Origin of the sequence: Tenacibaculum salmonis, from assembly GCF_041053065.1 — a bacterium.
In the GTDB taxonomy this organism is placed as follows: Bacteria; Bacteroidota; Bacteroidia; order Flavobacteriales; family Flavobacteriaceae; genus Polaribacter; species Polaribacter pacificus_A.
On the sequence record NZ_JBFCVV010000001.1, the window covers coordinates 497,842 to 512,567 of the forward strand.

Sequence of the window (14,726 nt, forward strand, 5' to 3'; positions counted from 1 at the left end):
ACGCAAATCTACAATTTTTTTTCAATCATAAAAATATTTATTAATTAAATAGATTTATCTTTGCCAATATTTATTCTATGATAGAAACTGCTCGACAATTTACAAAAGAAGTTCTTAAAGATTTTCCATATCAACCCACTTTAAAACAAGAATTACTATTAGATAAATTAGCCCGTTTTATATTCGATAACAACGATAATGCCTTATTTATATTAAAAGGGTATGCTGGTACAGGTAAAACAACTATTATAAGTACAGTTGTTAATAATCTAGAAAAAGCAAATAGAAAAGGAGTTTTACTCGCGCCTACAGGACGTGCCGCGAAAGTTATCTCAGGATACTCTAAAAAGAAAGCATTTACAATACATAAAAAAATTTATTTCGCTAAAAAACAAGGAAATAGCGGAATGAGTTTTGTAAAGCAACCTAATAAACATGTTAATACCATTTTTATAGTAGATGAAGCTTCTATGATTTCTGATGCACAACAAAATTCAAAATTGTTTGAAAATGGTTCTTTATTAGATGATTTAATTTCATATGTATATTCTGGTAAAAACTGTAAACTTGTTTTTATAGGAGATACAGCCCAACTACCACCTGTAAAATTAACGATAAGCCCTGCTTTAGAGTCAGATAGACTTTCTATTGATTTTAATAAAGATGTTATCGAAATTGAATTAGATGAAGTAGTACGTCAAGAGCAAAACTCAGGTATTTTAGCCAACGCAACTGATTTGCGTATGTTGATACAATATAATACTACTGATTTTCAATTTAATATAAATTATCCTGATATTATTCGATTAGAAGATAGTTACGATATACAAGATGCTATTACTACAGCATATGATGGTGATACTGGAGTAGAGGACACCGCTTTTATTGTAAGGTCTAACAAAAGAGCAAATCAATATAATGATCAGATTAGAACAAAAATTCGTGGACAAGAAAACGAAATTTCTACAGGTGATTATGTGATGATTGTAAAAAATAATTATTTCTGGCTAAAAGAATCTTCATCCGCAGGTTTTATAGCCAATGGAGATATTTGTGAAGTAATGCGAATCAATTCAATTAAAGAATTATACGGCTTTAAATTTGCTGAAGTTGAGGTTCGTATGATTGATTACCCAGATATGCCTGCTTTTGAAACCGTTTTATTATTAGATACCCTTTCTAGTGAAAGCCCTTCTTTAACTTACGAACAGTCTAATAAGTTATACGAAGCTGTAAAAGAAGATTTTGCTGGAGAAACTAAATATAAACAGTTTATGGAAGTAAAAAAGAATAAATACTTTAATGCACTTCAAGTAAAGTTTTCGTATGCTATGACTTGTCATAAATCTCAAGGAGGGCAGTGGGATACCGTTTTTATAGAACAACCTTATTTGCCAGACGGACAAAGTGTAGAATATCTACGTTGGTTATATACTGCTATTACTAGAGCTCAAAATAAATTATATTTAATAGGGTTTCAAGATGATTATTTTTTAGATTAAATTTATTACAAATATTAAATAATTTTTATTTTAAAAAAAATAGTCTTTTTTAATGAAAAACAAACTATTAAATATCAACTCGTAGTGATTTTTACTGAGATTAACCTCCTTAACGTCTTATTATCAAAGATTAAAAATAAATATACTTTATAGTAGTTTAGATTTTTTTAAGGTGAATTAATAACGTTTTATTAACATTGTATGTGACTTTTATTTTATCTTGTTGTCTAATAAACAAAAAAGAGCTTATTAAACGTCAAAAAAAATACTATGAAAAAACTAATCTTAATACTAATTATTTTTATTTTTCAAAATACTTTTGGTCAAAAAGTTTGTCTTTCTGATCAAAATAATAATGAAGTAGATTTTAATGAAATAATAACAGTAGATAAATGTGCAACAGACGTTAAAGAAAAAGAAAAATTAAATAAAGATTTTGTTGTTATAAAAAAAAGAAGGTTAGTTAAAAGTAAAAGAGGTAAAAAAAGAAATTTTCAATTAAATAAAACTTCTTTTGATCCTGTTAAAATTAAAGAAATTAAAAACAATATAGAAAATATTGCTTTATCTATAAGTGAAACAAAAAAAATAATTTCAGTTGTAGATGTTGATCAAATTCCTTTGTTTATTTCAGATAAAAAAGAAGAGGATTCTTTTGATAACTTTAATAAAAAAATAGCAAATCATATAGATAATAATTTAAAGTACCCTACAAATGCTATAATCCATAAACTTCAAGGGATTGTTAAAGTAAGTTTTATAATTGATACAGCTGGCGAAATAAAAGCTATTAAAGCAGCCTGTGATAATAGTGATATCTTAAAGGAAGAGGCAAAAAGAATTATTTCATTACTTCCTAAATTTATTCCAGGTGAGCATGAAGGTAGTAAAGTAAATGTTTTTTACAGCTTTCATATGGAGTTTCTATTAAAATAATCAATATTTAGAACCTGTTTAAATTTCAAATAAAGTATTTTTTAGATAAAAAAAAAAAGAATTACAGAAAATCAGGATGCGAAACTGAAATAAATTCAGTTTAACGAATTCGATTTTCTAGAGATAAAAGGTTTTAAATGAACTCTTATTTTGATAAAAAATAAAACTCGAAGTTAGCAAGCTTCGAGTTTTTTTCTTTTTCAGGTTAACAATTCTCCCATCAACAATTTGAAACATTTTGTAAATAGTTTTCCATATTTGTTAATTAAATTTGAAAGATATAATCAATAATCATACCAAAAAAAAATCTCCAAGAACTTCGGTTCTTGGAGATAAATAAAGATTAAATAAAAGCTTTATTAAAAAGCTGTACCTGGAGCTTCAGGTCCAGCAGGACTAGCTGCTTGTGCCTTTTGAGGGTTTAATACAATATAAGTACCAATAGCTGTTAAAGCTGCATACTTACTGTATTTTCCCATTTTCTTTAAAGCCTCTCCACGGCTTATGTTTGTGTCTTTAGATATATCTTGTTTTTTCATTTTGAATTTTTTCTTAATTATTTAAAATAACTTTTTTGTTAACCTTTTTAGCTCCACTTGTTACATTTACAACATAAACTCCTGAAGAAACTTTAGGTAAGTTTATTATTGTAGTTCCGTTGGAGTTAAAAGTTTTAGCCATTACTTGTTTTCCTATTGTAGAGTAAATAGTAATTGAATTACCTTCAGATTGTAAACCTGTAATAGTTAACTCGTTTTTAGCCGATTGATATACAGAAATATTACTTAAAGTAATTTCTTCGTCATTTACTTTATTAGAAGTGTGTACAAAAAATTGATTAGCTGTATTAGCATTTCCTTTTAAAGCTACACTATAATTTCCTTCAGATAAATTAACAAACTCGTTATTTTCTTTATCTTCTATAAAAACCTGTGTATCATTAGGTAAGTTAAATGAATCAGCAGAAAAAACAATTGTTTGATCAGTAGCTACTTTTAATTCAACAGGAACGATAGTTGTTTCTAAGTTTTCTTTAGGTAAAGACTGAACAGCATATTCTTTAGTGTTTTCTTTACTAACTAATTTAGAATACATATTAAAGTTGCTTTTAGCTCCTTTAAAAACAGTACCATCATAACCATTATCAAAACCAGTTGTAGCTCCTTCTAAATAATATAATTTAGTAGTTTTAACAGCTCCGTTACTAGAAGTAGCAGTTATGTTAACTTGAGTTTTAGTATTTGCTTGTTTTTGAAAAGCATCAGTACTATGTGATTGATTAGCTTTATCAAAAGTTACATTAGTATTTGTAGCAGCACTAATAAAAAATCCTTGCCCTGGAGCAATTTCAAAATTAGTATCAATACCTGCTAGTTTTAAATCATAGCTATTAGTTGCTTGATTCCATACCCAGGCAGTACCTTCAGATACAACATTTGTTAAAGGATTCGCGTTAAAAAACTCACCTAAATTAATGTAAGAAGTATAAGGGTTACCTACTAAATTATAGCTATTTGTAGCTGTTGTTATAGGAAGTGTAACAGTATTAGAGTTTATAGCCCCAGTAAAAACAAGTTCACCTGCTGTGTTTAATTTAACAGAGTAACCTTTACCTGAAGTAGCACTTCCTGTTGAAGTTCCATTTTGATAATTCCAAACAGTACCATTATTATTATATGATGCTAAACCTACGTTACCACTGTTTCCTAATGCAAAAATATTATTAGCTAAAACGTTTTCAATAGTTTCATTTTTTAAAGGAGAACTTACTAAATACCAGTTATCAGTAGCTAGGTTTCTTTTGTAAGTAACAGTAGCTGTTAATTCTGCATTTGCTATTAAAGAAGCTCCTGATTCTATAACAACTGTATTTGCAGTAGTAGCAGTGTTAATTATAGGAAACATATTAGCAGTAGCTAAAATAATTATATCACTATCGTTAGCAGGTAAAGTATTTCCTTCCCAGTTTGCTGCATTATTCCAGTTATTATCACTAGCTCCTGTCCATTTAGAAGTTTCTTTTGTAATAACAATAGCATAATCATTAGTATTTCCACTATCATAATTACCGCATGGTAAATCACCATCAGTACCTTCAACATAATGTCCCATTACTCTAAGAGCAACTCTTTTACCTACAGCTGCATTAGCAGGTACAGTAATATTTTCAGTAAATTCAAATTCACCACTAGCATTATAATTAGAAGAAATTACTTCTTTTGAAACTAATAATTCATCAATAGAAAACTCACTATCAAAATTCCAGTCTGCCCATATTCTTACTCTGTTAACATCAGCACTACCTCCAGCACCTTTTTGAGTTTTTATAGTTATAGGATAAGTATCTCCAGCTTTTAGTTCAGTAGAAACAGTATCATAAAAACTATGAGATTGACTTAAATATGGTTGATTATTAATAGTATTTAAAGTTACATTATTTACATTAAAATATCCTCCAAAATTAGGACTACTATCACAATATGAAAGCGCAGAAGTTATATATGCTACATTTGTTATTGTTTTTTTATCTCCATTAGCGGTTGTAACCTCTAAACTAACGTCAAAAACACCAGCTTCAGGGAAAATAATATTTTGTGGATTTCTAAGAGTTGAAGTACTTGGAACACCTCCTTGAAAAGACCAACTCCATGCTGTAATTGTATCATCATTAGCAGGAATAGAAGAGTCAGAGAAGTTTACTTGTTGAGCAAAGTTAACATTAGTTTTATCTGCAAAAAAGTCAACAGTAAAAGGTGTGTCAGCAGCTAAAATAGAAACCCCATAATCTTCAGATTCACCACTATCTATATAAGAACAAGCTGTGTCTCCATCTGTACCTTGTACATAATGAGCTAATACTCTAAAAGCAATATCACCTAATTCAGCATCAACAGGAATTGTAACATCAGTAGTAAATACATAGTTACCATCAGTATCAACTTCAGAATTAATATATGATTTTGTTGCGTATAATTCAGAATCATCATAAATAAAATCTTTATTCCAGTCAAACCAAATTTGTATTCTTGCATTATCATTAGTACCTCCAGCACCTTTATTAGCAGTAATTGTTAATGGGTATGTTTGTCCTTGTTTAGTTTTAAACTTTAAGCTAGGAATATAATTAGAAATCCCATCATATCCAGTTTCATTAGTAGTACCATTAAAATCTACTTTAGTAATATGTGTGTAGAGTTGGTACCCTATACTAACATTACAAAACTCAGTATAAGTATCTTTAAAATTTATATTTAATTTTAAGTTATCGCTATATAAATCAGCAACATTACCATTTACCATAGGATTTAAAAATGTAATTACTAAATCAGCAACTGAATTTACAGCTTCATTATTAGTTGCTGTACCTTCTAAATATAAAACAGCTTTTGTATTACTATTTAATGTAATTCTTGACGTTAAACCAGCAGGTAAATTAGAAATTGTATAATCAGTACCTAAAGTTAAGTTACCTGAGTTGTTAGTAAAAGTACAATCAACACAATTTAAATCAACAGTAGCCTCAATTACACCATCATTTAAATAACGTTCTTCTAAGGCATTAGAAGAAGAAATTATTCTTGCTCCTAAATCAGATGAAAGTCCTGTTGCTATTAAGTTAGCTTCTGTCCATAAAGTATTTCTTGAAACAGAATTCTCTAAAGCATTTGTCATTCTAGCAACTTGCCCTTGTGTAAACATTTTATAACAATCAGTATAATCCATGAAGTTTTCACTGTTTATTTCTTGGTTTAAACAGTTTTGTAATACAGCACAGCCAGTTCCTGAAGAATTACTAGATAATGAAGGTGTATCTGCAACACCATCACCATCATTAGGGTCATTATTACAAATACCTTTATCAAAAGTATGCGCTAAATCTAGGTAGTGTCCAAATTCATGAGTTAATACAGAACGAAAGTTTTCACCTGTATTAGTACCTAAAAAACTACCATTATATACAACTCTTGCTATATTTTGATCAGACATGTCTTTACTTGGATACCAAGCAACTCCTGAATTATAATAATCACCATCTCCATATAAATCTCTTGCTATATAAACATTACAGTATTTATAATTATCCCAAGCAACATTTTGTACAACAGTTGAACCATAGTTACCCATACCAGAAGCTTCACTATGAAAAACCACACCTGTAGTTGGATTACCATCAGGATCTAATTGTGCTAATTTAAAAGTAATATCTAAAGGAGCTTTTATTACATCAAAAGGAGCATCAATTGTTGTGTAATCTGCATTTAAACCTTGAAAATCTTCATTAGTTAATGTTAAAGCTTCCTTAATAATATCTAAATCAACAATAGAACCATTATTAAATTCAGTACCAAAAACATGAAAAACAACAGGTACTACATAAGGTGCTACTTTTTTAGATTGTTTTGCTGATGTTTTTCTTAATTGTTGTGCTTCATTTCTTGCATTTGGATTTTTTTTATACAAGTCCTCCATAACTTGGTCTGTACCACAAGTACGTTTATTAAATTCTTGAGAATTTACATTCTTAGAAATTAACAATACTACACTTAGTGCTAATAAGTGAATAATTTTTTTTCTCATTTTTAAGGGTTTTTAATTAAAAAAATTCGCTCACAATATACGTTTTTTAAGCATGTTAATTAACTGTAACGTAACGGTTTATTAACATAAAGGTCAAGTACTCAGTAGATTCTTATTTATTTTAATAAGAGTCTATATTCTAATTAAACTTGTAATTAAGTTAATTTTTAGATAAAAATTTAGCATAAAAAAAAGCCTCAATAATTATTGAGGCTCTTAGAAAATATAATATTTCTAATTATTTAAAATAAGAAAAATCTTCTCCGTATTCTATTTTTAATAAACTTTCATAAATCATTTTAATAACATTTTCAACATCATCACGATGTACCATTTCAACCGTTGTATGCATATAACGTAACGGTAATGAGATTAATGCAGAAGCAACACCACCATTGCTATAAGCAAAAGCATCCGTATCAGTTCCTGTTGCTCTTGATAACGCAGAACGTTGAAAAGGAATGTTATTTTCTTCGGCAGCATCAATAATTAAATCACGTAATTTTTGCTGTACAGCTGGTGCGTAAGCAATAACCGGTCCTTTACCAATCTCTAAAAGACCTGCTTTTTTTTCATCAATCATTGGAGTAGTAGTATCATGTGTTACGTCGGTAACAATAGCTACATTTGGTTTTATAGTTTGCGTAATCATTTCAGCACCACGTAAACCTATTTCCTCTTGAACAGAATTTGTAATATATAAACCGAAAGGTAAATCTTTTTTATTTTCTTTTAATAAACGAGCGACTTCGGCAATCATAAATCCACCCATTCTGTTATCTAGAGCACGACATACGAATTTGTCTCCGTTTAAAATATGAAATTCATCTGGATATGTAATTACACAACCTACATGAACACCTAATTTTTCAACTTCTTCTTTAGTACTACAACCTGTATCAATAAAAATATTATCAGGTTTTGGAGCTTCTTCGTTTGCTTTATTTCTTGTATGAATTGCTGGCCAACCAAAAACACCTTTTACAAAACCATTTTTAGTATGAATGTTTACAATTTTACTAGGTGCAATTTGATGATCAGAACCTCCATTACGAATTACGTAAATTAATCCATCATCAGTAATGTAATTTACATACCAAGAAATTTCATCAGCATGTCCTTCAATAACCACTTTATATTTAGCATCAGGATTAATAATACCAACAGCAGAACCGTAAGTATCAGTAATAAATTCATCAACATAAGGCGTTAGATAGTCCATCCAAATTTTCTGTCCTTCCCATTCATAACCAGTAGGAGCAGCGTTATTTAAATATTTAGCTAAGAAATCTATTGATTTCTCATTTAAAATTGATTTATTTTTAGCCATAATTGATTTATTTAGGTTTTATTTTCTTGTTCTTTTTTATTCTTGCTTTTATTCTTGCGGGTTATCAACTCCCCAAAAACTACGCTTTTCAATAAACTCTTCTTGTTCTTTCAATTGTTTTGGTGTTAACACCTTTAAAAAAGAAGGATGTTGTTCTATAGCATATTCAATTTTTTCAATAATACTTGCTACATCTTCATTTTCATAATCAATATCTAAAGGTTCTTTAATAACCATTGATTGTAAAACATTACGTTTTTTTATGACCAATCCTTTTTTATCAAAAGAACGTCTAAAACCATCAATAACAATAGGAACTACAATAGGTTTGTATGTTTTAATAATATGAGCAGTACCACGACGAACAGGTTTAAAAGGTGTTGTTGTTCCTTGCGGAAAAGTAATAACCCAACCATCATCTAAAGCTTTACGAATATTAGAAATATCCGACATTTTAACTTGTCTTTTTACATCCTGACCTTTACTTCTCCAAGTTCTTTCAACAGAAATAGAACCTGCATAAGCAAATATTTTAGGTAATATACCTGAACGCATTGTTTCACCAGCAGCTATATAATAGGTGTTTAATTTTGGAGTCCATAAGTATCCTAAGTTTTTAATGTTATCATCACGACCTTTTAAAGAAGCATTAAAAACATGAAACATAGCAGCTACGTCAGCAAAATAAGTTTGATGATTTGAAATAAATAATACGTTTTTATCAGGAAGGTTTCTTAAAATTTCAGATCCTTCGATTTGTAGTTCATTAAATTTTCGGTATCTACCATGAGAAATAATACCAAGTGCTTGAATAAGAAGCCTTTTAACAAACAATATATGTCCAAAAGGATTCCTTTTTAATAAAGGCATTTGTAGTTAGTTTTTAATTGTAACAGCTAAATTACAAAAGAAATAGAAAATATTACTGTTTTAATAAATCTTTAATTTCAGATAACATCATAGCCGTTGCACCCCAAACAATATAATCATTTAATTTAAAGCATGGTACATTAATTTTTTTCATATAAGAGGTCTCCATTTCTTTTGATGTTAAATTATAATCATTTAACAAATCACTTATTAAAACTTCTATTAAGTTCTCAACTTCATAATTTGTTTTAAAAGCTGGTTTTTTTTGAGTAATTCCAATAAAAGGTGTCACTAAAAAATTACTTGGAGGTATGTAAGAATCTGAAATTTGGCGGACAATTTTAATATCATTAGAAAGAATACCTACTTCTTCAAAAGTTTCTCTTAAAGCAGTTTCTTTAAGATTTGAATCTTTTTCATCTATTTTTCCTCCAGGAAAGCTAACTTGAGCAGAATGTTTGCCCTTGTAACTAGCTCTTAAAGTCAATAAAAAACGTGTTTGATTATTTTCATCTGGATAAAATAATGCTAAAATAGCTGCCTTTTTTGGGTTTTTACTTTCAATTAATTCTTCAGAAAATTGCGTTCTTAATTTTGGTGCAAGTTTTAATTGAGAAGCTAAGCCACCTAAAGGTTTGTTCTGTAAATCTTCAATTTTATTTTTAAAATCAGAAAAAATCATTTTTTATTTTAGATTTTTAGTTAAAGTAAAAATACATATTTATAAACTTATAAATAAAGTAACTTGGCTTGGAATTTGATATTATTAAATTATAACTAATTTTAATTAAATGAATAGAGAAAATAAATACACAAAATTAGCACTCAGTTTATTATTTGATGCAATAGGATTAATCTCTTATGCCATACCTGCTTTAGGTGAATTATCCGATGTTGTTTGGGCACCAGCATCAGCATATTTAATGACAAAAATGTATAAAGGAAATAAAGGTAAAATAGCCGCTGGTATTTCTTTTATTGAAGAAGCAATCCCTGGCTTAGATATAATCCCAACTTTTACAATAATGTGGTTGTATACATATATTTTAAACAAACCTAAAAAATTAGAATCAAAGACAATTTAATAACTCTTTTATATCAACAATAAAAGTCAATTTTACTAGCTTAACACTAGTATAACAAACATTTATTTAGTACTGTTTATATATTAAATAGTTAAAAATCAGTAGGGTAAATCCTATAATAAAAGGAGGGTAGTTTTTTGCTTTATTTTCCGTAAATTTGCAGTCATAAATTATAGATTGACTATGAAAATATCATACAATTGGTTACGACAATTTTTACAAACTGACTGGGAAGCTGAAAAAACAGGAGAATTATTGACAGACTTAGGTTTGGAAGTAGAAGGAATAGCAACTGTTGAAAGCATCAAAGGAAGCCTAAAAGGTATTCTAGTTGGTGAAGTAAAAACATGTATAAAACACCCAAATGCTGATAAGTTAAAAGTAACTACAGTAGATTTAGGTGATGGAAATCCTATTCAAATAGTATGTGGAGCTCCTAATGTAGATGTTGGTCAAAAAGTACCTGTAGCTACTGTTGGTACAATTTTGTATGATGATAATGGAGAAAGTTTTACCATTAAAAAAGGAAAAATAAGAGGTGAAGAAAGCTTCGGAATGATTTGTGCCGAAGACGAATTAGGTTTAGGAAAAGGTCATGACGGAATTATGGTTTTAGATGAAAACTTAGTTTCTGGAACACCATGTGCTGACGTTTTTAAGATAGAAACAGATTATGTTTTTGAAATCGGTTTAACTCCAAACCGTGCAGATGCAATGAGTCACTTTGGTGTAGCTCGTGATTTACGTGCAGGGTTAATGCATCAAGGAACAAATTTAGAATTAATTTCGCCTTCTGTATCTGATTTTCATGTAGATGAACGTACTTTAAGAATTGATATTGAAGTAGAAGATAAAAATATTGTTCCTCGTTATTGTGGAATTACTATTACTGATGTTGAAATAAAAGATTCTCCAGAATGGATTCAAAATAGATTAAAAGCTATTGGAATTGCTCCTAAAAATAATATTGTAGATATTACAAATTATGTTTTACATGAATTAGGGCAACCATTACACGCTTTTGATGCTAATAAAATTAAAGGAAATAAAATTGTTGTAAAAACCTTAGAAGAAGGAACTAAATTTACAACTTTAGATGAGGTTGAAAGAGAATTATCAGCTGATGATATTATGATTTGTGATGCAGATGATAATCCTTTATGTATTGCAGGTGTTTTTGGTGGATTAAAATCTGGAGTAACAGAACATACTACTTCTATTTTCTTAGAAAGTGCTTATTTTAATCCTATTTCTATTCGTAAAACAGCTAAAAGACACGCTTTAAATACCGATGCTTCTTTCCGTTTTGAAAGAGGAATTGATGTTAGTTTAACAGAATATGCTTTAAAACGTGCTGCTTTATTAATTGAAAAATATGCTGGAGGAAAAATATCTTCTGATGTTTTAGGGTTTTATCCTGATAAAATAGAAGATTTTGAAGTATTCTTATCTTTTGAAAACACGTATAAATTAATAGGACAAGAAATTCCTAAAGAAACTATTAAAAATATTTTAGCTTCTTTAGATATTAAAATAAATAGTATTACTGAAGGTGGTTTAGGTTTAACAATTCCTTCTTACAGAGTAGATGTACAACGTGAAGCTGATATTATTGAAGAAATATTAAGAGTTTACGGATATAATAATATTGAATTTTCTCACAAATTAAATACATCGATTTCTTTTGATAATGATAAAAATGTTAAAGTAGAAAACATTGTTGCAAATCAGTTAACCTCATTAGGTTTTAACGAAACAATGGCAAATTCTTTAACAAAAGCTGATTATATTGATTTATCAGAAAATTTAAATGAAGCGCATAATGTAGAAATGTTAAATCCGTTAAGTAACGATTTAAAAGTGATGCGTCAATCTTTATTGTTTAGCGGTTTAGAATCTATTTCTTATAATATCAACAGAAAAAATAATGCGTTGAAATTTTATGAATTTGGTAAAACATATCATAAATATGAAAGCGGATATCAAGAAGATAAACATTTAACCTTATTTGTTACAGGAAATAGAACAAAAGATACTTGGAATTTAGCTAATAAAACTTCTGATTTCTTTTATTTAAAAGGAATTGTAACTAATTTATTTAGCAGATTAGGTTTTGATAATTTAAAAGCTTCACCTATAAAATCAGATTTATTTTCTGAAGGATTAGTATTAAGTTTAGGAAAAACAAAATTAGTAGAATTTGGAGTTTTAAAAACAAAAATTTTAAAAGAGTTTTCTATTAAACAAGAAGTATTATTTGCGGATTTTAATTGGCAAAATATTTTAAATTTAGCAGGAAATAAGAAAATTAAAGTTTCTGAATTAGCAAAATTTCCATCGGTAAAAAGAGATTTAGCCTTATTATTAGATGATAAAGTAGAGTTTAAAGAAATTTATAATCTTTCTTTTCAATCGGAAAAGAAATTATTAAAAGAAGTTGATTTATTTGATGTGTATCAAGGTGATAAATTACCAGAAGGTAAAAAATCATACGCAGTAAGTTTTGTTTTACAAGATGAAAATAAAACACTTAACGATAAACAGATTGATAAAATAATGCAAAAACTACAAACAACTTTTGAGAAAAACTTAGAAGCTGTTTTAAGATAATTTAAAAGCTCCGTTTGGAGCTTTTTTTATATTTAAAAATAAATTAGTAGCAGTCAATTCAATAAAAAAATATGTATAAATTATTAATTCGTCCAATTTTCTTTCTTTTTGATCCAGAAAAAGTTCATTATTTTACTTTTTCATTAGTAAAAACACTATCTAAAATACCATTTGTTTCTTCAATATTTAGAAGCATGTATCAAGTGAATGATAAAAAATTAGAACGTAATTTATTCGGATTAACATTTAAAAATCCTGTTGGTTTAGCTGCAGGTTTCGATAAAAATGCAGTACTATATAATGAGTTAGCAAATTTTGGTTTCGGTTTTGTTGAAATAGGAACTGTAACTCCAAAAGGTCAGGCGGGAAATCCGAAGAAAAGATTATTTCGTTTAAAGGATGATCAAGGAATTATCAACCGAATGGGTTTTAATAATGAAGGATTAGAACTTGCAATTCAACAATTAAAAAAGAATAAAGGAAAAATAATTATTGGAGGAAATATTGGAAAAAATACGGATACAACTCCAGAAAATTATACAGCTGATTATTTAACTTGTTTTAAAGGGTTACATCCTTATGTAGATTATTTTGTTTTAAATGTAAGTTGTCCAAATGTTGGTAGTCATGCAAAATTGGATGATGTTTCTTATCTGAAAGAATTAATTACAGAAGTACAAAAATTAAATAATAAAGAAGTAAAACAAAAACCAATTTTATTGAAAATTGCACCAGATTTAAATAATCAGCAATTAGATGAAATTATTGAATTAGTTGCAGTAACTAAAATTGATGGTGTTATTGCTTCGAATACTTCTGTACATAGAAATAACTTAAAAGCTTCGAAAGAAAGATTAAGTGAAATTGGTAATGGTGGAGTAAGCGGTCAGCCAGTGAAAGATAAAAGTACAAAAGTAATTAAATATTTAGCAGATAATTCTAAAAAAGCATTTCCTATAATTGGAGTTGGAGGTATTCATTCTGAAAAAGATGCCTTAGCAAAAATTGATGCAGGTGCTGATTTAGTTCAAATTTATACAGGATTTGTTTATGAAGGACCAAGTTTAGTTAAAAAAATAAACAAAGCTATTTTATCCAGATACTAGATAAATACTTTTTCAAAAAAAAATAAAAATAAGAATGAAGTAATCTATACAATAGTTACTTCATTTTTTTTTGCATAAAAAACAAACACTAAAAATGTTAGAAATATTACTTTCTTTTTCTGTAGCAACAGTAACTTTGGCTATTTCACCAGGACCTGATAATATCTTTGTATTAACACAAAGTATTGTAAATGGTAAAAAATATGGTTTAGCAACTGTAGCTGGTTTAATGACTGGTTGTATTATTCACACAACTTTAGTGGCTTTTGGAATTTCAGAATTGATAAAGCAACAACCAAATTTATTTTTCAGTATCAAATTATTAGGTGCTAGTTACTTATTATACTTAGCTTATCAAGTATATAAGAGTGATGCTAAAATTACTTTTTCAACAAATAATATTGTTAAAAAATCTACATTTCAATTATTTAAAAAAGGCTTTTGGATGAATGTATTAAATCCGAAAGTAACGATTTTCTTTTTAGCTTTTTTCCCTCAGTTTTTGTTTTCGAAAACATTATCAACTGTTGTTCAGTTTTATATATTAGGTGGATTGTTTATATTAATTTCATTTATTATTTTTTCAGCTATTGCATTTTTAGCAGGTTCCATTTCAAAAAACATAAAAAAAAATGCCCAAATAGGTGTGTACCTAAAATGGGCGCAAATAATTGTTTTTATAGGGATAGCAATATTAATTTTATTATAA

Annotated in this window: 11 protein-coding genes; 6 read left to right on the forward strand and 5 right to left on the reverse strand. The window is 28.1% G+C overall.

Annotated features, from left to right (window positions below):
- The first annotated feature begins 77 nt into the window (after positions 1–77).
- Both AB0T67_RS01995 and AB0T67_RS02000 read left to right on the forward strand, forming a co-directional pair.
- Positions 78–1,502 carry an ATP-dependent DNA helicase gene (locus AB0T67_RS01995; protein WP_369218926.1) on the forward strand — a complete coding sequence of 475 codons (1,425 nt, stop codon included), beginning with the start codon at positions 78–80 and terminating at the stop codon, positions 1,500–1,502.
- A 270-nt stretch (positions 1,503–1,772) separates the two neighbouring features.
- Positions 1,773–2,438, forward strand: coding sequence for an energy transducer TonB (locus AB0T67_RS02000; protein WP_369218927.1), 666 nt, complete (start codon positions 1,773–1,775; stop codon positions 2,436–2,438).
- Between the two features lie 359 nt (positions 2,439–2,797).
- Here the strand turns inward: AB0T67_RS02000 and AB0T67_RS02005 are convergent, their stop codons facing one another.
- The 5 genes from AB0T67_RS02005 to AB0T67_RS02025 all read right to left on the reverse strand — a co-directional run bounded on the left by AB0T67_RS02005 (position 2,798) and on the right by AB0T67_RS02025 (position 9,898).
- Positions 2,798–2,977, reverse strand: a complete 180-nt coding sequence (locus AB0T67_RS02005; protein WP_369218928.1) for a hypothetical protein — start codon at positions 2,975–2,977, stop codon at positions 2,798–2,800.
- A gap of 13 nt (positions 2,978–2,990) precedes the next feature.
- The gene (locus tag AB0T67_RS02010) at positions 2,991–7,016 is read right to left on the reverse strand and encodes a M43 family zinc metalloprotease (RefSeq protein WP_369218929.1); all 4,026 of its coding nucleotides are present in this window, start codon (positions 7,014–7,016) and stop codon (positions 2,991–2,993) included.
- Between the two features lie 238 nt (positions 7,017–7,254).
- Positions 7,255–8,346: a M42 family metallopeptidase gene (locus AB0T67_RS02015; protein ID WP_369218930.1), complete on the reverse strand. Its 1,092-nt coding sequence runs from the start codon at positions 8,344–8,346 to the stop codon at positions 7,255–7,257.
- Positions 8,347–8,394: 48 nt separating this feature from the next.
- Positions 8,395–9,216, reverse strand: coding sequence for a lysophospholipid acyltransferase family protein (locus AB0T67_RS02020; protein ID WP_369218931.1), 822 nt, complete (start codon positions 9,214–9,216; stop codon positions 8,395–8,397).
- A gap of 52 nt (positions 9,217–9,268) precedes the next feature.
- Positions 9,269–9,898: an NUDIX hydrolase gene (locus AB0T67_RS02025; RefSeq protein WP_369218932.1), complete on the reverse strand. Its 630-nt coding sequence runs from the start codon at positions 9,896–9,898 to the stop codon at positions 9,269–9,271.
- A 109-nt stretch (positions 9,899–10,007) separates the two neighbouring features.
- On the opposite strand from AB0T67_RS02025, the gene AB0T67_RS02030 reads away from it, so the two are divergent.
- The 4 genes from AB0T67_RS02030 to AB0T67_RS02045 all read left to right on the forward strand — a co-directional run bounded on the left by AB0T67_RS02030 (position 10,008) and on the right by AB0T67_RS02045 (position 14,726).
- Positions 10,008–10,301: a hypothetical protein gene (locus AB0T67_RS02030; protein ID WP_369218933.1), complete on the forward strand. Its 294-nt coding sequence runs from the start codon at positions 10,008–10,010 to the stop codon at positions 10,299–10,301.
- A 183-nt stretch (positions 10,302–10,484) separates the two neighbouring features.
- The gene (pheT, locus tag AB0T67_RS02035; RefSeq protein WP_369218934.1) at positions 10,485–12,911 is read left to right on the forward strand and encodes a phenylalanine--tRNA ligase subunit beta; all 2,427 of its coding nucleotides are present in this window, start codon (positions 10,485–10,487) and stop codon (positions 12,909–12,911) included.
- Positions 12,912–12,982: 71 nt separating this feature from the next.
- Complete coding sequence (locus tag AB0T67_RS02040; RefSeq protein WP_369218935.1) at positions 12,983–14,017, forward strand: quinone-dependent dihydroorotate dehydrogenase; 1,035 nt, start codon at positions 12,983–12,985, stop codon at positions 14,015–14,017.
- 94 nt (positions 14,018–14,111) lie between these two features.
- The gene (locus tag AB0T67_RS02045) at positions 14,112–14,726 is read left to right on the forward strand and encodes a LysE family translocator (protein WP_369218936.1); all 615 of its coding nucleotides are present in this window, start codon (positions 14,112–14,114) and stop codon (positions 14,724–14,726) included.